Raw genomic sequence first — 21,481 nt, 5'->3', positions numbered from 1 at the left:
AAAGAATATTTTAAACTATCGTTTTACAATGGAGAGCTAACCAGTTTGTTGTTAAAACTTCGCTGATGAGCAATGCGATACAGTATCGGTAATACCAAAAGCGTGAGTAATGTTGATGAAATAATGCCGCCAATAACTACGGTGGCTAGCGGCCGTTGCACTTCGGCGCCAGTGCCAACGTTAAGTGCCATAGGCACAAAACCTAAACCGGCCACTAATGCCGTCATCAATACGGGTCTTAATCTGATCATAGCGCCATCGATAATGGCAGTAAGCAGCTCAGCGCGTTCTTTACATAGCTCTCTGATAAAAGCCAACATTACTAAGCCATTTAATACCGCCACGCCTGATAGGGCAATAAAACCAACACCTGCAGAAATAGACAGTGGCATATCGCGCAACCATAATGAAATTACGCCACCAGTTAGCGCCAATGGAATACCAGTGAAAATGATAAGCGCATCTTTTACTGAACTAAAAGCCATAATTAATAGTCCAAAAATTAGTGCTAAGGTTAGCGGTAGGACAATCGATAAACGTTTGCTGGCAGACTCAAGTTGTTCAAAAGTGCCGCCGTACTCTAGCCAATAGCCAGCAGGAATTTCAACTTCGTTGCTGATCTTTGCTTTTACTTCGTTAACAAAAGTGCCGAGATCTTTGCCGCGAACATTGGCGGTAACCACTATGCGTCTTTTGCCATTTTCTCTACTGATTTGATTAGGTGATGGTGCAATATCGAGTGTTGCTACCTCTGACAATGGCACATAACCACCACTAGCTAAAGAAATTGGTAATTCACTTAACTTATTAACATCACGTCTAATCTGCTCAGGTAATCTAACGACGATATTAAAACGACGGTCACCTTCAAAAATCAAACCTGCATTTTCACCACCGATAGCGGTAGCAACAATGTCTTGTAACTCAGCAACCGTTAAACCATAACGGGCGAGGGCAATTCGTTTTGGTACGATTGATAACATGGGTAAACCAGTGACTTGCTCAACTTGAATATCACTAGCACCGTCAACTTGTTCAAGTACTTCACGGATGGCATTGGCTGAAGTTAATAATTGCTGCAGATCATCACCAATGACCTTTATACCTAAATCGGCTCGCACTCCTGAAATTAGCTCATTAAAACGCATTTCAATAGGTTGAGTTAATTCGAAATTATTGCCTGGTAGTTTTGATACTTTAGCCATAATGTCAGCGGCTAATTCAGCATGAGTTAAATTGACGTTTGGCCATTCACTGCGTGGTTTTAACATAATAAAGGTATCGGCAACGTTAGGCGGCATAGGATCATTAGCAATTTCAGGTGTACCTATTTTTGAAAATACATTAAGCACTTGTGGAAATTGAATCACGCTTTGCTCAAGTAATTTTTGCATCTCAACCGCTTGTTCAATGCCGGTACCTGGGATGCGAATAGCCTGTAATAAAATATCTTCTTCGTTAAGTTGCGGAATAAACTCTGAGCCTAAAGTTGTTGCTAGCCACGCACATAAGACCACCAGTAAAGCAGCGAGAGAAAGCACTAACCAACGAAATCTCATAGCTATATATAACATGGGTTTATAAATGGATTTACTGACTTTTATCACCGGGCTTTCTTTATCACTGATATCACCAGTCATAAATAAGGCAATAGCCGCAGGGACTAAAGTAACCGATAATACTAAGGCTGATAATAAAGCGATAACGACAGTAGCTGCCATTGGCTGGAACATTTTTCCTTCAACACCTGTTAATGAAAACAGCGGGATATAAACCACAGTAATAATAATTACGCCGAATAAGCTCGGTCTGATCACTTCATTAGTAGCTTGAAAAACTACATGTAACCTATCTTTTAGTGCCAATCTGGCGCCGTTATGACGCTGAGATTCAGCTAAGCGTCGGGTGGCATTTTCGACAATAATCACTGCACCATCGACGATTAGACCAAAATCTAATGCGCCTAAACTCATTAAGTTTGCCGAAACGCCTGCTTGTACCATACCTGTTATCGTTGCTAGCATGGTTAAGGGTATCACCGCGGCGGTAATTAACGCCGCCCTAACATTACCCAATAGCAGTAATAACACCACTATCACCAATAAAGCACCTTCAACTAGGTTCTTTTGTACTGTAGCGATGGCTTTATCAACTAAGGTGGTTCTATCATAAACCGCGGTTAGTTTAATGCCGTGAGGTAAAGATTTTTGTACTTGAGCCAGTTTTTCTGCGACCGCTAAGGATACTTCTCTAGCGTTTTCACCGACTAACATCATGGCAGCGCCGAGCACAGTTTCTTTACCACTGTGAGTAGCAGCACCGGTACGTAAAGCTTTACCTATGGCAACATCGCTAATATCACTGACCTTAATAGGGGTATTATTGAGGTTTTTGATTACCACCTGCTCAATATCAGCAATGGTTTTCAATTGCCCTGGCGATCTAACCGTCAGCTGTTGACCATTACTTTCAATATAACCAGCACCACGATTACTATTATTGGCCGCTAATGCCGTCTGTATATCGGCAAAAGAAATGCCAAATTCGAGCATCTTTCTCGGGGATGGCGTGATGTGATATTGCTTATCAAAACCACCGATAGTATTTACCTCAGTAACACCTTTTACTAAGGCGAGCTGCGGTTTGATGATCCAATCCTGTATTTCTCTAAGAGCAGTGGCATCATAAGGGTTGCCATTGGCTTGCCTAGCATCAGTTTCAGCATCTAGGGTATACATGAATATTTCGCCTAGACCGGTAGAAACTGGCCCCATTTCTGGCGATAAACCTGCAGGTAGTTTGCCTTTGATGGCATTAAGTCGTTCGTTGATTAAACTACGGGCAAAATATAAATCAGTACCCTCAGCAAAAACCACGGTTACCTGCGATAAACCATAACGAGACAGTGAGCGGGTATAGGATAAATTTGGCAAACCCGTTAAGGCTGTTTCAACCGGATAGGTAATGCGCTGTTCGGTCTCTAAGGGCGAATAACCATCGGCACGGGTATTAATTTGTACTTGCACATTGGTTATGTCGGGTACGGCATCGATGGGAAGTTTTTGATAACTCCAGGATCCAACCGCCATTAAAACCAAGGTTAAGGTAATCATTAGCCAGCGTTTGGCAATGGAGAAACGTAAAAGTGATTCAATCATAATTCTTTCCTAGTGGTGATGTTCAGCACTAGACTTCTCTAGTTCGGCTTTGAGTAAATAGCTGTTTTTAACGCTGTAGACTTCGCCTTGGTTTAAGCCAGCTAAAACTTGCGAGTATTGACCATCGCTCAGGCCTAATTTCACCTCACGTACTGCAAAGCCGTGTTCATTTTTAACAAATATCACTTCTTTACCTTCCATTACCTGAATGGCACGATTATCAATAATGAGCGGCACTGATTTATTGTTAATAACAACAGAGCCACTAAGTAAGTTGCCGACAGACCAATTACCTTGAGTATTATCAAGTGGCACTCTGGCGATACTAAAAGGGCTAGCTTTTGTTGAAGGTAATAGTTGCGTGATGGTCGAGTCGGTAAATTGTTGATCCATGCTAATAGTTACCGCTTGGCCGATAGTTACTTTGGGCTTTTGTGTGGCAAAAACTTGTAACTCAAGCCATAATTTTTGGTGATCTTCAATTGTAACCAACACCTGCTCATCGGCTAATTCACCGGGATTTACATAACGCTGGGTGATTATTCCAGAAATAGCGGCATAAATGCTGTAACGCGTTAAGCTGTTATTGGATTCTATTTCCGCAATAAGCTGACCTTTTTTTACTTTATCGCCGACATTAACGCTGAGTTTAGTAATCATGCCGGGAAAACGAGCTCGAACATAACTAACCCCACTTGGCTCAGTAGTTGAGGTGCCATATAAGGTTAAGCGCTGCTTTATTTCACCGGCACTGGCTTGTTGAGTAGTAATATCGACGCTGTTCATCATCTCGGCTGACATTTCAATATGACCTTCTTCGCCATGTTCGTCACCATGCTCGTCGCTATGTTCGTTGGTATTGATAATAGATAATGGATCAGAATGGGTGTCACCATGACTATCTATGTGGCTCTGAGCATGCTTTCCGGCTTTATCATCTACAGGGTTTTCTACAGCGGAAGCTGCATAACTTGTTAGGGATAAGGGCAGAGTAAATAATAAAGTAGCCAGCACTGTAGCCATTAATGAACCGCTCTTTAGGCCATTCTTCTGCTTGTTAGTTAAAAGGTGATTGTTCATGAAATTATCCTTGGGTAAAGCGGTTATTGGAGAATGAATTTTGTTGTTGAAACTGCTGCGATGCTTGTGGTTGAAAATGCTGTGAGGCAGGTAGCGGCTCAGCTATCAATTGTTCAATGTCTGCGCCAAAACGCAAAGCGGCTGTGGCTGATTTAATTAACGATTGCCGAGCGAGTAGTAACTCTTGTCTCGCGTTTAAATAATCAAGGTAGCTGTATAGGCCGCTCTGATAGGAAATTTGAGTTTCAGCGAGTGCTTCTTCAAGTAGTGGAATAATGGTATTTCGCAAGCTGTTTGCGGTGTAAATAGCTTGCTTTCGACTTGAATAGGCTTGTTGCAATTGGTTATGTAAGTTAAGTAAAGCGGTGATTTTTCTTGCTTGAACTTCATCTCGCTCTGCTTGCGCTGACATAATCGCGCCTGAATTATTGCTTGAGCTAAATAACGGGATGCTAAAACCCGCTACAAGAGCGGTATCACCAACATCTTGTATTTGTTTCACCCCAAGCGTCCATTGTATATCTGTACTTGATTGGCTTTTGGCTAAGCGTAATTGCGCACTCTTAAGCCGCTCTTCATTGGCAAAGGCAAGAATCGCAGGGTTTTGTTGTATCTTGGCATACAGTTGCTCAAAGGAGACATCTTTAGAAAAGTGATACAGGTTCCCGGCAACTGTGTCAAATGTCGGTGAGTTATCATCCGAATTTTCATTCGAACTTGCATTCCATCTTTCATTCCACTTCTCGTTCCAGCTTTCATTCCAAAGTAAGGCTAAGGACATTTTCGCTGCTATAAATTGTTGCTGCTTTGATGAAGCACTTAGACGAGCATTACCAACGGCCGCCATGGCACGTTTTATTTCAGCTTTCGGTGTAGAGCCTGCTTTGGCACGTTTTTCAACAGCCATTAAAGCCTCTTCTGCCAAGCTTGTTGCATCAAAAGCTAACTGCAAACTTTCTTGGGCGGCTAGTACATCAATATAGCGACGAGTAACTTCTGCCAAGAGTGTTAAAGCGGTAATTTTCCGTTCAGCAGCTAACATCGTACTTCTATGGGCACCTAAATCACGACGAGCATCACGTTTACCACCCATTTCAATAACAGACGATAAAGACACTGTAAATTCAGCACCATCAAAACCTTTTAATTCCCCTGTGCCGGCAAAGTTTTCTGCTTCAAACGCTAACTGATAGCCAGGCGCTAACGCTTGCGTTTGTTGTTGGCCATCAAGTGCAGCTTGGCGCAGCGTAAACACCTTAAAAGCTGGGTTTTCTTTTAGTGTTCGTTTAATGGCTACTGCCAGTGTTAATATTTTTGACTCTGTTGCTTGTGCATTGTTGATTTTGTCCAGATCTGTGTTGGTTGGATCTTTCGCCAGTGAGTAGGGGCTTAACAGCAAGGAAATTGTGCAGACGAGTAAGCTGGCTATTTTCCCTACGTGAGAAGGGGTTATTAACGAGCGGTAATAATACAAAAACATTGTTATTCCTAGGGCGGTTGGTCTTTTAAAGTTAAAAGTACGGTATTTCGTTACATTAATTGTCGACTAGCGAATTACAAATAACTGATATTTTCAGTTAACACCTACTAAGGCTTAGCGCTATAATGACGGCATAATAAACCTTCCAGTAACAGTAAGGTCAACTGTTAAATAGCAGTAATAAAATTCTTATGAGTCAAGTATGAGTAAGTGTATGAATACAGTTATGAAAGAGGTGTAAAATTGATATGAAATCTCACATTAAGGCGAATATGAAGATAAGCCAACTTGCTAAAACAACCAATGTCGCCAGTAAAACTATTCGTTATTATGAAGAGATTGGTTTGTTGCCTGAGGCTTATCGGAATGACAATGGTTATCGAGAGTACCGGGCCAGTGACATTGAACGTTTGGTATTTATTAGGCGCTGTCGAGAGTTGAAAATTCCACTCGAGCAAATTAAAACGCTGATAGCGGTACAAGTTGATCAAAAGTCATCGTGCCAGGAAGTTGATGCTTTAATTGCACAACAGTTAGAGAAGGTACGAACGACTATTGCAGAGCTGACGATGTTAGAGAAAACATTGCATGCTTTGGCGACGTCTTGTCCTAATGATAAGGTTGGTGATTGTCAGATTTTAAAGAACCTTCAGCAAGAATAAGTAAGTTAGTGGCTACTTATTAACTACGGAGTAAGTGTTAACTTGGGCCAATGTTTAAGCCAAGCTTTTGATTTAATACGTTGTTCAAATACCGATTTTTCTCGTTTGGGGTTATGAGTTAGCTGCAAATTAAATAGCGATTCAAAGCCGAATGCGGTAATACATTCAAAATCCCCTGAAGGTAATTTACGTATCGCCACTGCTGTTTCCTTTTCTGGCCAATAACTCATGGCATGCAGACTACTTTTATAAGGCTGGTCGCCATTTCGGCTATGCATCAAAGTTTGATTTCTTACCTGCCAATTTACCTCTGGCATCATAATGTTGAGTGCTTGTTGATAGTCTTTGTATTTATTTATATGGCTTTCATCTAAATCAAAATAAATAACGTCAATATCGTTCAAAGGACTTGGTAAGGCTTTATGATGCAAATGATCCCAGACTAAGTTTCTAACAAAACCGGCGGCAATATAGCCATCAGGTAAATCAAGTACACGTACAGACTCTAAGGCTTGCAAGCGCAATGAATCTTGCGTCATTAATTGAGAAATTAGCTGTGTAGTTAATTGAGTTGGTTTTTGAGTGTTTTTATCCATAAGGCATTATATTTTATTACCTAATTGAGTCGATATTTTTTCTGCTGCATTAAATAAACAGGAATAATGAGAGGCACCGCCTAGGGTGTTTACTTTCGAGCAGCTACTAATATTTTCAGCTAAATACTCTGCCATAGGCAAAGGTGACCAGTTATCATCACTGCCATGCCATAAATGTGTCTTGGCTGGACATAACTTAAGTGACTCTGTCCAAGGGCTTACATATTGACTAACATCTCTTAGATAACCATTGAGTTGGCAAGTATAGACACTTGCTAATACCGGATTGATATAGTCTTTAAAATCTTGTTGCTGTGACAGTTTTTTATCTTCGCCGCGGGCACTGGCAAAAAGCATGGCAAATAATAGTTTTGGCGAAATTTGAGCCAGTAGTGATTGCCAATAAGATAAGGCCCGAAAAATGAAGGGGTAATTCATGGCGAGTTTAAATACTGCGCCGCCAGCCATATCAGGTAAATAGTCACCTGAATCAAGTGGTGCCGCAGCTGACACTAGATGTAAATTATCAATCTGCTCGCCAAGTAAATTACTTACCTCAATGGCGACATGGCAACCTATGGAAAAACCGATAAAATCGAATTGCTTATCCTTGGCTTTATCCTTAATCGTGTTGGCAATAGCTTGGTAATAATCTCGGCCTCGAATGGCTGAATCAATGGCAAAGCGATCAAAGCAAATAATATTGAGCTTATGTTGTTTGGCATAATCATCAAACAATGAGCACTCTGTTATTGCCCCAGGTGTGCCGTGAAAATACACAACTAAACTGCCTGAATTATCACCATATTGTTGAAACTTCATTATATACAGAACTCCTGCTCACTTGTGTTAATGCTGATTAGCCATTTTTACAACAAGTTAACCCTTTAATAAAAGTGGCATAAGCTTTAATTGCAGCATCTTTTTTCATGGTTTTACCATGTTCAGTGTCAGGTATAATGGCTAGTGTTTTATCCTGGCTACTGGCTGCATCAAATAACTCTTGTGCAAACTTAACCGGAGTAGTGCTATCTTCACTGCCGGCAAGAAACAGTAGAGGTTTGCTGTATTCTTTAATCAGCTCAACATTATTAATTTTTGCTAATTCTGGAGATACTTTTACCGTCGAAAATAACTTTGACCAACTTGGTACAACCTGTTCAATCAACTCAGGTACAGTACTAATGGCGCCATCAAGAATCAAACCATCAATAGTGCGTTCACTTGCTATATAACTTGCTAATAAGGAGCCCATTGATAAACCATGAATGGCCGTTGGTATATTGTCGGGTAGGTTTTTATTGGCAAAATCGAAGATATTAAGCGCATCATTCTGCAAGTCGACAACATTTATGGCACGATTTTTTTCACTCACCCCTACACCACGATAATCAAACCAAAGAACATTAACAGGCAATAATGCGAAATGATTCAAAATGCCAGCAGACTGGCTTATTTTCATGCCACTACCACCAAAAAGGATAATGTTAATAACCGCATTTTGGCGTAAAAGTTTCACGCCTTTAAGTACCGAGCCTTCTTGTGTGGTGAGGACAACTTCAGAAATATCAATCAGCGCTGCATTGTGGATAACCTTGCCTCTAATTTCTTTTAAATTCAGTTGAGCTTCTACTTTATCATCTTGATAAATAAAAGAGTCTGCGGTGATATTTACTGCGCAACCAGAGAGTAAAAAAAGTAAAAATATGACAGTAATTTTCATGGATACATTCCTTGTTTTTGTTGTTGAATAGCTAATGCAGGGCTTAGTATTAATGATTGTTAGTTTTATATGGTGATTATCTAACTATCTGTTTGATTCGCTAAAATCTATGTTAACTTGCTGATTATTTATGACAATCATATCGTTTGAATGTTCACTTTATAAAGCAGCCTCTTGTAATTTTCTATCCATAGTGGCTTCAAGTTCACCTTTTTTCATGGCTAAGTCTACTTCAAGCTTTTGTCGCTCTTTTACTGACTCTTTATCTTCTTTATCTTGTAGTAGTTGAATTTTTACACTTATTTCGAGGATCTCCATCGATAACTCACGAATTCTTTTATCAAGATCACTCTCATTGGCCTTTTCTGCGGCAGCAGCTTCCTCTAGTGACATAATACCGCTTAAACTACTGGCGTCTATGCTCTTTTTATCTTCAGTGTCTCTTTCTTCAGCTGATATATTTTTAGCTTCAGTTGAAATTTCTACTTTATCTGGTTGTAATTGTTTGCTCTTAACTAGAATAATTTCTGCCGTCTCTGCTGGTGTACTGGCCATGGCTGAAGTTGGAGTAGTTGCTGCAGTACTTTGTGATAATGGGGTGTTTTGGCTTGATATACTTTCCATGGTGACTTCCTTTTTGACCAATAACTTGTGAGTATACATAGTAAGAACTCAGTAACCTAGTGGTTGCCCTATTAAGGTATTGTTAGGGCATCGATTTAGGCTTTTTATTTTCGACAAAGGCGATAATCGTTTATAGTCACTGCAGTTACCTCGCTCGTTGCAAAATTATTCAGGGATATTTTTTATGGTAAAAGTCATCACGCTAATCAGCGCGCTAAGCGCATTAACTCTGTTGGGCTGTAGCCAACAAGAAGTTCATACAGGTAAGTCAGCTTTAGCGTTAAGCCATAGCGATAACATAATCACAGCATCAGCATTGTCTAAAGACGGCCAGTTAAATTTGGTTGCTGATGGCAAAACCGTTTGTTTATGGAAAAATAGCCAAGTGGAATCGCCATTGCATTGCTTAAAAGGTAATGAAGCCCAGTTTATGGAATTGCTTGATATTAGTGAAAACAATAAATTTTATTTAGTGTCTAATCAAGTGACAGTGCGTTTATATTCGGTGCAGGGTCATAAACCACTGGGTGAGTGGGGTGTTGAAGGTAATATCATTAATGATATGGATATCTCTGCTGATGGCAGTAAAATATTATTAGGATTTCGCAATGGTAAAGCCAGCATTATTGATGTTAAGCGTAATAAAGTCAGTACTTTTGACAAACATAGATTAGATATCAATTCGGTGAGTTTGTCAGATGATGGCGCAATAGCGTTTACTGGCTCAAGTGATAAAAAAGCACACGTTTGGCAAACAGCTACGGGAGAAAATGTGCATGAATTCTCCCATGGGTCGAGAGTAAATCATGTCAGCATAAGTAGTGATGGTAAGGTTGGTTTTACCCTTGATGCGATAAAAGATCGCACTTTTTGGGATTTATCAACAGGAAAAGTAATCGCTGAATTAGATACCAACCTACGCTTTTTTGAGTTCAATGATTCAATATTCTCAAGTGATAACTCGTTGCTGTTAACTGGCTCCCCTAAACAGATTGTTAAACTGTGGCGAGTATCTGATGGTGTTTTAGTCGCCCAGTGGCAATCTGAAATGACTCGGGGCCGATCATCAGTACTAAGCGTTGCTTATTCAGATCAAGATAAAGCGGTGACCACTAACAGCGATGGTTTGTTTGAACATTGGCAGCTACCCACTGTTAATAATAAAAAATAGAACTAGCAGAAAAGCAAGCCACTTAAGCTACAGTGGCTTTGTCTGTGAAATAGCGAAGCTTTAATTATAGAGGCTTCTATACTGAATAAATAAGTGTTCATTGAGGGGCTTGCTGTGGTGAGTAAACTAATATTATTTAGTATTCTTATACTTTCATCTTTTCAGTTACTCGCTGTAGAAAAACTTAGAATTTTCACTTGGCCAGGTTATGTGACGACTGAAAATATAACGCAAGTAAATAAAATATTAGCAGATAAGGGTTATAACTATAAGGTCGAAGTTTTAGCCACGCAAGCTGAAGATGCCGATCAAATGTTTTCGGTGATCAGAAAAAAACAATGTGATATTACTTTTCTAACGCTTTTTTTTATTAAAATGCATGGTGAGCAGATCTCCAAACTGTTACAACCCATAGATATTAACTCGCCTCGATTAAGTAACTATAAAAACCTCGATGCAAATCTCACCCAAATACCCATGGGAATGCAAGCAGGCAAACCACTATATATCCCTTGGGGCGGAGGTATTTATGGTTTTTATGTAGATACCAACAAAGTTAAGCAGCAGGACATACCTAAATCGGTAAAAGATTTATGGTCGGCTAAGTGGCGTAATAAGTTCTCACTAAATCAAGGACAGTTTTGGTATAACGTTGGTTTAACACTGCAAGCGTTAGACTACCCTCCCTTTTATTTAGAGCAATTAGCACAAAAAAATGATCGTAGTGCATTAAAAGTTTTGCTTTCAAAGCAGGGCGTTTTGCTCAATAAATTTAAGCAGTTCTACAATAATGCCGGCGGATTTTGGCAAAGTTCAACTCAGTTCAGTGAAGATCTTGAAATAGTATCTAGTTGGGGACCAGAGATAAAAAGTCAAAATGATAAAGGCGGTAAGTGGCAGTTAATTAATTTTGAAGAAGGTCATTTAGCTTGGCTTGATACCATTAATTTTGTTCGAGGGCTAAAAAATGAAAAACTAGCCGCTGCAGAAGTTGTTGCTAATTATTTCATTGGTAAAAAAGTACAGCAGAGGATTGTCGATGAGCTTTCAATGTTACCTGCCTCGGTTAACTTGGACAGTAGGGGACTATTAGATCGCTATCCAAATTTGTTTAGAGCTGATTTATTTGTTCCGCCCTATAGTCAACTTTCATATAGCTTGATGCAACAATTGGTTGAACAAGTTGATTAATTTCATAAAGCGGTTTAAACGGCTAAAAAGTTAAACTAAAAGTTGCACCACCTTGGTCATTATTACGTACCGCCACTTTGCCATTATGAGCCAACATCACTTGCCTTGTTAAGGCTAGGCCAACACCCGAACCTTCTTTTTTGGTAGTGAAAAAAGGCACAAATATTTGTGTCATGTTTTCATCTTCAATACCTTTACCATTATCAGCAACTTCAATGACTACATGACCACGAACATTTAAGAAAGCATGCAGATAAATTTTAGGTTCTGTACTTTGCGCTAAAGCTTGTTCGGCGTTTAATACTAAATTTAGCAATACTTGCTCGATCATATCGCTATCGACAGTAATATCTAAGGCCTGTGGAACAATACTCGCAGTTAATTCAATATCATTTTTTTGCCAATTCTGCTTAGCCAAAACAGTTACATGGTTAAACAGAGTCGCGACTGATACTAATTTTTTATTGGGTGAGGCCAGGCGTGTTAAACGACGATAGCTGGTGACAAACTGCATTAAGCCGTCGCTGCGTCTTGCTACGGTTTTTACTGCTCCTAATACATCCTCTAAGTCTTCGGCTAATTCTTCAGAAAGCTCATCACTAATTATTGGTAATTTCTGAGTTTTTTCTTGCACATCTTCTACTAAATCGACTGCGGTTTTTGCCAGTGAGGCGACCGGAGTAATACTGTTCATAATCTCGTGTGTTAAAACACTAACCAAGTCTTGCCAAGCTTGCAGTTGAGCGAGGGCTAGCTCACTTTGGATGTCTTGCATACTGAGCAAGGTCTCTTGATTGCTTGCCGTTGTAATCTCAGTGGCAGAGACAATAAGTTTGTGTTCCATACCATCAATGGTGATATTTACTAGGGTACGTTCACCCGCTAAGATGCCCTGCAATTTTTTTGGAAAGTCTTTATTAAACTGCGCCATATCATCAATGTGGGTAACCGTATTTGCACCGAATAAACGCCTGACGCTATTGTTCCATAAAGTGATTTTACCACTATGATCAATGCTTAATAGCGGCACAGGTACATGTTCAATAATGGCTTTGATATGACGTAATTCAGCCTCTTGTTTTGAACGTACTGTTTGAATTCGTTTTAAAATATCAGTAAAGGTTTCGCCTAATTCTTCAAACCCTGCGCCCTGTGCTTTCAATTCAAAGCGCTGTGAAAAGTCAGCATGGCGTACAGCATCAAAAAATCGTACTAGCTCGGCATTAGTTTTTGAAATAAAACGCATGATTTCAAAAAACTGCAGGCTAAGCACTACCGATAACAATAATATAGTGGCGTGATAACCCTCATGCATAACCGCTTGGGTAAGAAAAATAAGCGTTAACATAGCTAGAATAGTGCGGGTAGCTATGAGCAGTGAAAACCTTTTAAAGTCCATGTTTTTCCATCCGGCGGTAGAGGGCAGCGCGAGTTAAACCAAGCTCTTTGGCGGTGTGACTAATATTAAATCGATGTTTTTTAAGTGCTAAGCCAATAGCACTCTTCTCTATCTGTTCTAAGTTTAGCTCTGCTGGCTGCTGTAGGGTTTCGCCGGTAAAAGCTGTCTGCGTTGCTGGCGCTGTGGTTGTAGCCGTAGATGCGTGCTCATCTACCGGCATGCTCTGTTGACCAGTGGTCACAATATCAAGTTGAAAGTCAGCCGCGGTAAGTACTCTTGCTTGGCTTAATATCATTGCTCGCTCAATCGCGTGGCGCAGCTCTCTAATATTACCCGGCCAAGCATAGGTGGTAATTGCCGCTAAAGCTTCATTACTTAACTGTTTAATACTCTTGCCTTGCTGCTGATATTTTTTTGCATAGAAATCAACATAGTGGTGGGCAATGATTGCTATATCATCGCTACGTTCACGCAATGGCGGTAACTTAATTTCAACGGTATTGAGCCTAAAGAGTAAATCTGGTCGAAAACGTTGTTCATCTTTTAAAACCTCTGCTTTTAAATTGGTGGCAGACACTACCCTGACATTAAACGCTATGGCTTTGTTTTCACCCAACGGGGTCACTTTTCGTTGCTCTAATACTGTGAGTAACTTGGCCTGAAGGTGCAGGGGTAAGTTACCTATTTCATCTAAAAATAAGGTACCGCCATCTGCTGCTTGCAACCGTCCTATTCTATCGTGTTGCGCGCCGGTAAAGGCACCTTTTTTATGGCCAAATAACTCACTTTCAAATAATGTTTCGCTGATTGCGCCTAAATCAACGGACATAAAAACGTGCTGAGCACGCGCGCTTTGTTGGTGAATTTCACGGGCAACCAACTCTTTACCTGTGCCATTTTCACCCAATATCATTACGTTGGCTTCGGTTGGCGCAGAGCGAGAGATTAGCGATTGTATCTGTTTCATGGCTCGGGATTGACCTAGCATATTTTGCTGGCTGGCCGAGTTACTTGCTTGCACTAATACTTTATTGGTTTCACGCAAAGTTTGTGCTTCACTGCGGCTTCTACCCAATAGTACCGCTGTTGATATTGTGGCGATAACTTTTTCATTTTGCCAAGGTTTAGCAATATAGTCGGTAGCGCCTAACTTCATCGCTTCAACCGCAACATTAACGCCACCATGGGCGGTAATCATGATGATGACGCTTTCTGGCTTGATTTCTAATATCTTCTGTAACCAATAAAAGCCCTGGGCGCCAGAGCTTTCACCAGGACCAAAATTCATATCTAAGATAATGGCGTCAAAATGCTGATCGTTAATAAATTGAGGAATATGCTCAGGCACATTGCAGGTGCTTATTTGTGAAAAATGGCGTTTTAGCAATAATTTACCCGCGGTTAAAATATCTTCATCGTCATCAACGATGAGAATCTTGCCTTCTTTTTTCACGCTAAAACTTCCTCTTAATAGGTTTGTGCATAGTTTTTTTGATAGTACTTTAGTTAACACCAATGCGCAAAGTGTTCATTAACGTACACCTACTGTTCATAAACGTACAGTTTTAATCAGAGTTATTTTATCCTAAGTTTATAAACAATAATAAAAACATGTAATTACAAGTTGGAACGATTATTGGATTGTTAATGTTAAGTTTATCTATTGGCTTAAGCTAATACTTCTTAATGACAGGTTAATATGACCCAAGTAAACAAGACAAAAACTGATTCAATCAAAAATGCCATGCCGCTCACTGCTGTAACTAAAGCCGTTTCCGGCATGGATCGTAAAATTTCCACAACTGCTAGCCCAATGAAAAAATGGCTAGGTTTTACCATGATCATGTTAATCGTCGCTTTTGCGGCTTATATGATCGCCAACAAAAGCACGGGTAAAGTTTTATCGGTAGACAATAGTCGCATAGTGGTGTCACAAGTAACTTCAGGAATTTTTGAAGATTTCATCCCTATTCGTGGTCGAGTCACTCCAGCAAAAACGGTTTATTTAGATGCGATAGAAGGTGGCCGTGTTGAAAAAATACTGGTGGAAGATGGCGCTAATTTAACCGCTGGCAACCTTATCGTAGAACTATCAAGTGCATCACTGCAACTCAGTGCTTTAGGTAATGAAACACGCGTAGCCGAGCAGCTAAATAATATGCGAACTATTGAGTTAAATCTAGAGCAAAACCGCTTGCAACATAAGCGTAATATTATCGATATTAAACACCAAATTAAGTTGTTAACCCGTCAAGTTAAGCGTTCACAGTCCTTGATCGCGACTGGCGCAATTACCAAGACACAAGTAGAAGATAGCGAAGATACGCTTATTTGGTATAAAGATCGTTTGGCGTTAACCCTTGAAAGTCAGCAATCAGATGCCCGTATGCAAGGTGAGCAATTGGCGTTTTTAAAGGACACCAGTACTCGCTTAGAAAGTAACTTAGCCATCTCACGTCAAAACCTAGATAACATGAATATTAAAGCGCCAGTTGCCGGTATTTTATCTGGCTTTAATGTTGAGGTTGGGCAAAGCATTGCGCGTGGCGAGCGCCTTGGTCAAATAGATACGCCTAACGATTACAAGCTGACCGCTTTTATTGATGAGTTTTATTTAGGCCGTGTTGATATTGGTCAAACGGCGAATTATAAAAATTATTCATTAGTAATTGCCAAAGTATATCCACAAGTACAAAACGGACAATTTGAAGTCGATTTTAAATTTGTCACAGAACAACCTAAAGGCATACGCCGTGGACAAACCATTCAAATTAAGCTGACTCTAGGCGACGCCAGTGAAGCCATGTTGATCCCCAATGGTGCCTTTTATCAAGATACAGGCGGCAAGTGGCTATTTGTGGTTAGTGCCGATGGCAGCCAAGCAATGAAGCGTAATGTGCGCTTAGGTCGACGCAACAACCAATTCATCGAAGTTATTGAAGGTCTTGAATTAGGTGAGCAAGTTGTCACTAGTCCTTATAGTAGCTATCAAGATATGCAACGACTGAACTTTCAATAAGCGTCATAGCAACAGGACACTTATTTAAAAAGCTCATACAAAAATACCAAACAAATTTAACGATTGAAACAAACACTAAAAGACTCATAAAGAGCAAAGGATACAACATGCTAAAACTACACAATTTAACCCGTATTTATCAAACGGAAGACGTAGAAACATCAGCCTTGAACAATGTAAATATTGAAATAGCCCAAGGTGAATTTGTTGCCATCATGGGCCCGTCAGGTTGTGGTAAATCTACTTTACTCAATACCATAGGTATGTTGGACTCGCCGAGTAGTGGCGACTACATTTTTGATGGTGAAAATGTTGCCGGTTATTCTGAAAAACAGCTGTCAGGTATTCGTAAGAAAAATATTGGCTTTATCTTCCAAAACTTTAATTTAATTGATGAATTAACCGTTGCTGAAAATATTGAACTGGCGCTAATTTATCACAACATCCCCGCTGCAGTGCGCAAAACTAAAGTTGACAAGGTGATGGATAAGGTTGGTATCGCCCATCGTGCCAAGCACTTGCCTAGCCAGTTATCGGGTGGTCAGCAACAACGTGTTGCCGTTGCTAGAGCCGTGGTTGGCGACCAAAAAATGATATTAGCCGATGAACCAACGGGTAATTTAGATAGTGCTCACGGTCAAGAAGTGATGGAAATGCTGCAAGCACTTAACGATGAAGGTACCACCATAGTTATGGTGACTCATAGCCCAGCACATGCTGATTATGCCAGACGCACTATTAATTTATTTGATGGTCATGTGGTTGCCCAGAGTGTTCGAGCGGCCGAGCAAACGGCTTAACCTTAATTAATGTAATTAGCATTAGGAGAGTTTTATGTTTCACAATTACCTTATTACCGCTTGGCGCAATATCATTAAAAACGGTATTTTTTCGGTTATTAACATCTTTGGTTTAAGTATAGGTTTAATGAGCTGTATTTTAATTATGCTATTTGTCCGCCAAGAAACGGGCTTTGATACCTGGCTTAAAGATCATGACCAATTAGTACGCATGCACACCGCTTATTCGATGCCTAATCAAGAACCGTTTGAAACTGTACGGTCGGCTGGCAGTATGATGCCAGCGATACGAGATTATGCTAAGAATGAAGTTGAAACCGGTGTGCGTTTTATTCAGTTTGATTTGACGGTAAGACAAAATGAAGATGCCTTTCCAGAACAATTTACTATGGTTGATGGCAGCTTTTTTAACCTTTTTGATTTGCCTTTTATTCATGGCTCAAAAGAATCGTCTTTTAACAAACCCATGGATTTGGTTATCACTGAAGAGTTAGCCTATAAATATTTTGGTAAAAGTGATGCGGTTGGCGAAACGCTGACTATTTGTTGTATCGCCGGTAATACCACAACCCTGACGATTACTGGAGTTATAAAAGATTTACCCGATGCGACTCATTTAAATACCGATATGATTGTTTATTTACAACCGGCTTTGTTTGGTGAAAATGACGGTACCCTACATACCTGGACTAGCCTTAATGTTTATACTTACTTCAAAGTAAATTCGGGTATTGATGTACAACAATTACAAGAACGCATCACCTTTTGGATGAATAATGAAAGCCCGCTAGTTGACATGCTGGTGAATATTTTAGGTGAAAAAGCTTCAGGTAAGAAAGTGAGCGATTTTGTTAAACAGCGTATTATGCCGGTGACCGACTTGCATCTACATGCCAAAAGCCAGGCAGGAAATATGGGTGATTTAACACCGATGGGTGATAGTAAAATGATCACCACCTTTATTATTGTTGCTGGTTTAGTGTTATTGATTGCCTGTATTAATTTTATGAACCTTTCTACTGCCAAAGCCAGTAAAAGAGCGCGCGAAGTTGCTATCCGAAAGGTGCTAGGTGCGAGCAGAACACAAGTAGCGATACAGTTTTTAGGTGAGGCTATAGCCTTAGTTCTGTTGTCATTACTATTTGCTTTGGTGGCAGTAGAGCTAGTATTACCTTTTTATAATGAAGTATTAGGTAAAGAATTAGCCTTACATTTATTTGATGAACCCAGCTTATTGTTGATGTTAGTTGGTCTAGCTATTTGTGTCGGCATTGGTGCAGGTATTTATCCGGCACTTTATTTATCACGCTTTTTACCGGGAAAAATTTTACAGTCGAGTAAAAGTGTTGAGTCGAAAAGTTCGGCAAAATTTAGAAGTGTCTTGGTAGTCTTTCAATTTGCTACTTCCATTATTCTAGTGATATCAACCTTGGTGGTTTATGGTCAAACGATCTTCTCTAATAATATGGCGGTTGGTTATGAAAGTGATAATAAACTGGTACTTAATATTCGCACCGCACAAGATAATTTACCGAGTTTAACGCAAGAATTATTAAACTTACCTGAAGTAACCAGTGTAGTTTTTTCTTCTGAAGCACCATCACAAGATAATGAAAATAATAATAATTTCAAATTATTGGAGCCACATGCCAATGGTGTTGCTAACGAAGCTCAGTTAGTTAATTACCATAATATGGGTTATGGCTTTTTTGAAGCCTATCAAGTCAAGCCGCTAGCAGGTCGTTTGTTTGATGAAAACTTTGGTACTGATACTATAAAAAAAGTCGCCAAAGGTGAGGTGGGCCAAGCAAGCGTGGTACTTAATAGTTCGGCTCTGAAAAAGTTTGGTTTTAGCAATGCTCAAGATGCAGTAGGCAAAACCTTGGCAACTAATGTTCGTGGCAAGCAACATTTAACCATTGTTGGTGTTATTCCTGATATTTATTTTCGTTCGATTAAGTTTGGTGTAAGAGCCTCGGTTTATACGCTTAACCCACAACGATTTCGTGTAGCAAACATCTCTTTTACTAGTAACAATGTACCTAATTTGATTAACGCCATTGAAGGTGTGTGGAAGACTAACGTGCCTATGCAACCGATTAACTTAGAGTTTTTAAGCGAAATGATGGCGGCACAATATCATGATGAATTAACCACAGCACAGTTGTTCTTGGTGTTTTCATTCATTGCCATCGTGATAGCGTGTTTAGGTTTGTATGGTTTATCTGCTTTTACCGTAGAAAGAAGAACCAAAGAAATTGGTATTCGAAAAGTGATGGGTGCTAGTGTCAAAGACATTGTGGCCTTACTTATCTGGCAATTTTCCAAGCCTGTAGTGTTGGCAAATTTAATTGCTTGGCCTATAGCTGCTTATTTGATGTTGACTTGGTTAGAAATATTTCCTTATCGCATAAGTGCTATTTGGCTGATACCTATTTGTTTGGGCGTAGGTTTATTATCATTGATTATTGCTTGGAGTACCGTTGGTGCTAACGCCGCGAAAGTAGCGCGGAAAAATCCAATCAAAGCATTGAGGTATGAATAATAGTTAAATTTAGCTAAATAAATAATAAGTGCGCGGCAGTTGGATTAACCTTCATTGCCGTGTGGTTATTATTGTTAGTTGACCCTAAGAAATTTCCTTCTTGGGTACAATGAGGCAAAGCTAAGTTTATATGGTGCTTTGGGGCACATAGCGTCTTAAATCTTTACTCTAATTTAGACCGTTTCATGAGCAAAGTAGAAGAGGGTATTCACCCTAACTCATTTTAATTAATCAGTATTTAGCGTGAAATGAAAGTAGCATAGCAAGTCCAGGTTTTTTTCTTTCTACCTTAATTTCCCCTTGCTGTGCCAAAACCAGCTCAGTAACTAAGGCTAGTCCTATTCCCGTCCCTTGTGTGGTCCGGGTTAATTCATTGCCGCCACGATAAAAAAGTTCAAAAATTTTGCTTTCTTGCTGCTCAGTTACACCTTCACCATAGTCCCGAATTTCCAGTTGTATCAGGTTATTATGTTTAGGGTGCTGGCGAAATATAAAATCAATTTTTTTTCGACTGGGGTTATTGATCTGCTCTGAATCAAAAAACTTAACGGCATTGTCTGTAATATTGATGACCACTTGAGAAAAAGCATCTTGTTCAACTAATACCTGTGTATGCTCGGCGTCGGCTATTTCCACAATCATGTTTTGTTGAAAAGCATTCTTATCAATTATCGACGAGGTTTTAGAGCGAATAATATCCACTAAAACTGTCAGCGGCGTATATTCTGGCTGTACATTTTGCTGCTGATGGCTAAGTGTAGATAACTGCAATATGTTATTGATTAACCGCGTAAGGCGTTCACTTTCACCATAGATAAACTCGAAATATTTTTGCTGGTGTGTTTCAGAAATTACGGTTCCCTCTTTGAGCATTTGCGAATACATTTGAATTGAGGTCAACGGCGTTTTTAACTCATGGCTGACTGAAGAAACAAAGTTAAGCCTTTGTTCCGCCAATGCCAATTGTTTAACCCCCAATTGATAAAAACCATAACAAGCAGACAATATTGCAATGATCAGAATAATAATAAAAATGCCGCTATAGACCATCGCTGGCGTCATAGGTAACGAGCTTGTTGATAGGGACACTGAATAACCAACATAAGGCCAGCGAAGGCTGGCATTGTATATGGTTTGCTGTTCAAAAAGCTTGTCGCCCTGTAACGGCTGACTTACTTTGACTGAATCCTTAGTTAAGTTTTCATAGAAAAAAAACTCTACCTGACGGGAATGCTTAACAGCCTCTAGCTTAACTAATACTGGACTAATAAAGCGTCTCTGTTCCAATATATCAGTGATTTGTTGACTTAAATAAGGATTGCGCTTTACCAGATACCCTTGCAATCGACTTTGCTCTGCAGCCGAGGCAATTCGATAAAAAATAAAATAATCTGGTATATCAAAAAGAACATTAAAAAAGTGATTGTTTTTATCATATCCTTGCTCAATCATTTGTTGTATTTCCTTTGATTGGGACAGGATCTGGTAAATTTTTAATGCTGCTTTTTTGCGCTCAACTAATTCGGGTTCAAATTCCTGCTGATCAGCCTTGTCGGTATTATCTTCAGATAGACTATTATCCGGTAAAGAGAATGGCCAGATTGGGCTATTAAATCTTCCTTTGCTGTCATATTGAAAGTAGCCAACTAATCCTCTGATTGGTTGTTCAGCGTTTAACTGTAAGAGATTTAACTTAGAGAGAGGCGATAACACCTGCTGTGTCTGCCTTGTGACCGGATTATACACTTGTTGATAATAATCAAAGGCGTCCATCGATAGTGTGTTGGTAAATGTCAGTTTTTTATACAATTTTCTATTAATTATCTGAACCAGGTTACTTGATTCTTGCTGATATTCGGCCAGTAAATTATTTTGGATTTGCTGAAAACCGAAATATAGAAGCGCCCCAAGAGGGATTAATAAAAACAACAAAAAACTGATTGCTAAAAAGCGTAATCGACGCAAACGCTGAGTATAATTAAGGAAACGCTTATCTGAGGATTGCATCTTAAATACTCACAATATTAAACAAT

16 protein-coding genes are annotated in these 21,481 nt (G+C 39.7%); 6 read left to right on the top strand and 10 right to left on the bottom strand.

Annotated elements, in window-relative coordinates; translation table 11 throughout:
• Positions 1 to 23: 23 nt before the first annotated feature.
• The 3 genes from GAB14E_RS08640 to GAB14E_RS08650 are packed head-to-tail and all read right to left on the bottom strand — an operon-like array spanning position 24 to position 5,718.
• Entirely contained in the window at positions 24 to 3,158 is a 3,135-nt protein-coding gene (locus tag GAB14E_RS08640) for an efflux RND transporter permease subunit (RefSeq protein WP_033082949.1), read from the bottom strand.
• A gap of 9 nt (positions 3,159 to 3,167) precedes the next feature.
• On the bottom strand, positions 3,168 to 4,238 hold the full coding sequence (locus tag GAB14E_RS08645; RefSeq protein ID WP_033082948.1) for an efflux RND transporter periplasmic adaptor subunit: 1,071 nt from the start codon (positions 4,236 to 4,238) through the stop codon (positions 3,168 to 3,170).
• A 4-nt stretch (positions 4,239 to 4,242) separates the two neighbouring features.
• Positions 4,243 to 5,718 carry a TolC family protein gene (locus GAB14E_RS08650; protein WP_081967839.1) on the bottom strand — a complete coding sequence of 492 codons (1,476 nt, stop codon included), beginning with the start codon at positions 5,716 to 5,718 and terminating at the stop codon, positions 4,243 to 4,245.
• Between the two features lie 272 nt (positions 5,719 to 5,990).
• Between GAB14E_RS08650 and GAB14E_RS08655 the strand changes: the two genes are divergently transcribed.
• Positions 5,991 to 6,380, top strand: coding sequence for a Cd(II)/Pb(II)-responsive transcriptional regulator (locus GAB14E_RS08655; RefSeq protein ID WP_033082947.1), 390 nt, complete (start codon positions 5,991 to 5,993; stop codon positions 6,378 to 6,380).
• A 23-nt stretch (positions 6,381 to 6,403) separates the two neighbouring features.
• On the opposite strand, the gene GAB14E_RS08660 is transcribed toward GAB14E_RS08655, so the two are convergent.
• From GAB14E_RS08660 to GAB14E_RS08675, 4 genes are all read right to left on the bottom strand, one after another.
• Complete coding sequence (locus GAB14E_RS08660) at positions 6,404 to 6,976, bottom strand: nucleotidyltransferase family protein (protein ID WP_052093779.1); 573 nt, start codon at positions 6,974 to 6,976, stop codon at positions 6,404 to 6,406.
• Between the two features lie 6 nt (positions 6,977 to 6,982).
• Positions 6,983 to 7,798 carry an alpha/beta fold hydrolase gene (locus GAB14E_RS08665; RefSeq protein ID WP_033082946.1) on the bottom strand — a complete coding sequence of 272 codons (816 nt, stop codon included), beginning with the start codon at positions 7,796 to 7,798 and terminating at the stop codon, positions 6,983 to 6,985.
• A gap of 37 nt (positions 7,799 to 7,835) precedes the next feature.
• A complete protein-coding gene (locus GAB14E_RS08670) occupies positions 7,836 to 8,699 on the bottom strand; it encodes an alpha/beta hydrolase (RefSeq protein WP_033082945.1) in 864 nt (287 codons plus the stop codon).
• A gap of 159 nt (positions 8,700 to 8,858) precedes the next feature.
• On the bottom strand, positions 8,859 to 9,323 hold the full coding sequence (locus GAB14E_RS08675; protein WP_033082944.1) for a hypothetical protein: 465 nt from the start codon (positions 9,321 to 9,323) through the stop codon (positions 8,859 to 8,861).
• 184 nt (positions 9,324 to 9,507) lie between these two features.
• Between GAB14E_RS08675 and GAB14E_RS08680 the strand changes: the two genes are divergently transcribed.
• Positions 9,508 to 10,494 carry a WD40 repeat domain-containing protein gene (locus GAB14E_RS08680; RefSeq protein ID WP_033082943.1) on the top strand — a complete coding sequence of 329 codons (987 nt, stop codon included), beginning with the start codon at positions 9,508 to 9,510 and terminating at the stop codon, positions 10,492 to 10,494.
• A 117-nt stretch (positions 10,495 to 10,611) separates the two neighbouring features.
• Positions 10,612 to 11,685, top strand: a complete 1,074-nt coding sequence (locus tag GAB14E_RS08685) for an ABC transporter substrate-binding protein (protein WP_033082981.1) — start codon at positions 10,612 to 10,614, stop codon at positions 11,683 to 11,685.
• Between the two features lie 22 nt (positions 11,686 to 11,707).
• Here GAB14E_RS08685 and GAB14E_RS08690 read toward each other — a convergent pair whose 3' ends face one another.
• Together GAB14E_RS08690 and GAB14E_RS08695 are read right to left on the bottom strand one after the other, a co-directional pair.
• A complete protein-coding gene (locus GAB14E_RS08690; RefSeq protein WP_033082942.1) occupies positions 11,708 to 13,084 on the bottom strand; it encodes a sensor histidine kinase in 1,377 nt (458 codons plus the stop codon).
• Positions 13,074 to 14,537, bottom strand: a complete 1,464-nt coding sequence (locus GAB14E_RS08695) for a sigma-54-dependent transcriptional regulator (protein ID WP_033082941.1) — start codon at positions 14,535 to 14,537, stop codon at positions 13,074 to 13,076. Before GAB14E_RS08695 ends, GAB14E_RS08690 begins: the two co-directional genes overlap by 11 nt.
• Positions 14,538 to 14,783: 246 nt before the next feature.
• Between GAB14E_RS08695 and GAB14E_RS08700 the strand changes: the two genes are divergently transcribed.
• The 3 genes from GAB14E_RS08700 to GAB14E_RS08710 all read left to right on the top strand — a co-directional run bounded on the left by GAB14E_RS08700 (position 14,784) and on the right by GAB14E_RS08710 (position 19,448).
• Positions 14,784 to 16,103 (top strand): efflux RND transporter periplasmic adaptor subunit, encoded by a 1,320-nt coding sequence (locus tag GAB14E_RS08700; protein WP_033082940.1) that lies wholly within the window; start codon positions 14,784 to 14,786, stop codon positions 16,101 to 16,103.
• A 107-nt stretch (positions 16,104 to 16,210) separates the two neighbouring features.
• Positions 16,211 to 16,903, top strand: coding sequence for an ABC transporter ATP-binding protein (locus GAB14E_RS08705; protein ID WP_033082939.1), 693 nt, complete (start codon positions 16,211 to 16,213; stop codon positions 16,901 to 16,903).
• Between the two features lie 34 nt (positions 16,904 to 16,937).
• Positions 16,938 to 19,448, top strand: a complete 2,511-nt coding sequence (locus tag GAB14E_RS08710; protein ID WP_033082938.1) for an ABC transporter permease — start codon at positions 16,938 to 16,940, stop codon at positions 19,446 to 19,448.
• Between the two features lie 231 nt (positions 19,449 to 19,679).
• On the opposite strand, the gene GAB14E_RS24205 is transcribed toward GAB14E_RS08710, so the two are convergent.
• A complete protein-coding gene (locus GAB14E_RS24205) occupies positions 19,680 to 21,455 on the bottom strand; it encodes a sensor histidine kinase (protein ID WP_052093777.1) in 1,776 nt (591 codons plus the stop codon).
• Positions 21,456 to 21,481: the final 26 nt, after the last annotated feature.

It is taken from the genome of Colwellia psychrerythraea, assembly GCF_000764185.1.
Taxonomy (GTDB): domain Bacteria; phylum Pseudomonadota; class Gammaproteobacteria; order Enterobacterales; family Alteromonadaceae; genus Colwellia; species Colwellia psychrerythraea_B.
Note: the sequence above shows the minus strand (reverse complement) of the source record. Positions and strands in the feature narration are given on the sequence as shown.

Coding starts and splice junctions, on each gene's coding strand:
- GAB14E_RS08650 (WP_081967839.1), bottom strand. CDS start 5,718: ATGTTTTTGTATTATTACCGCTCGTTAATAACCCCTTCTCACGTAGGG.
- GAB14E_RS24205 (WP_052093777.1), bottom strand. CDS start 21,455: ATGCAATCCTCAGATAAGCGTTTCCTTAATTATACTCAGCGTTTGCGT.
- GAB14E_RS08665 (WP_033082946.1), bottom strand. CDS start 7,798: ATGAAGTTTCAACAATATGGTGATAATTCAGGCAGTTTAGTTGTGTAT.
- GAB14E_RS08680 (WP_033082943.1), top strand. CDS start 9,508: ATGGTAAAAGTCATCACGCTAATCAGCGCGCTAAGCGCATTAACTCTG.
- GAB14E_RS08640 (WP_033082949.1), bottom strand. CDS start 3,158: ATGATTGAATCACTTTTACGTTTCTCCATTGCCAAACGCTGGCTAATG.
- GAB14E_RS08710 (WP_033082938.1), top strand. CDS start 16,938: ATGTTTCACAATTACCTTATTACCGCTTGGCGCAATATCATTAAAAAC.
- GAB14E_RS08700 (WP_033082940.1), top strand. CDS start 14,784: ATGACCCAAGTAAACAAGACAAAAACTGATTCAATCAAAAATGCCATG.
- GAB14E_RS08660 (WP_052093779.1), bottom strand. CDS start 6,976: ATGGATAAAAACACTCAAAAACCAACTCAATTAACTACACAGCTAATT.
- GAB14E_RS08705 (WP_033082939.1), top strand. CDS start 16,211: ATGCTAAAACTACACAATTTAACCCGTATTTATCAAACGGAAGACGTA.
- GAB14E_RS08645 (WP_033082948.1), bottom strand. CDS start 4,238: ATGAACAATCACCTTTTAACTAACAAGCAGAAGAATGGCCTAAAGAGC.
- GAB14E_RS08690 (WP_033082942.1), bottom strand. CDS start 13,084: ATGGACTTTAAAAGGTTTTCACTGCTCATAGCTACCCGCACTATTCTA.
- GAB14E_RS08675 (WP_033082944.1), bottom strand. CDS start 9,323: ATGGAAAGTATATCAAGCCAAAACACCCCATTATCACAAAGTACTGCA.
- GAB14E_RS08655 (WP_033082947.1), top strand. CDS start 5,991: ATGAAGATAAGCCAACTTGCTAAAACAACCAATGTCGCCAGTAAAACT.
- GAB14E_RS08670 (WP_033082945.1), bottom strand. CDS start 8,699: ATGAAAATTACTGTCATATTTTTACTTTTTTTACTCTCTGGTTGCGCA.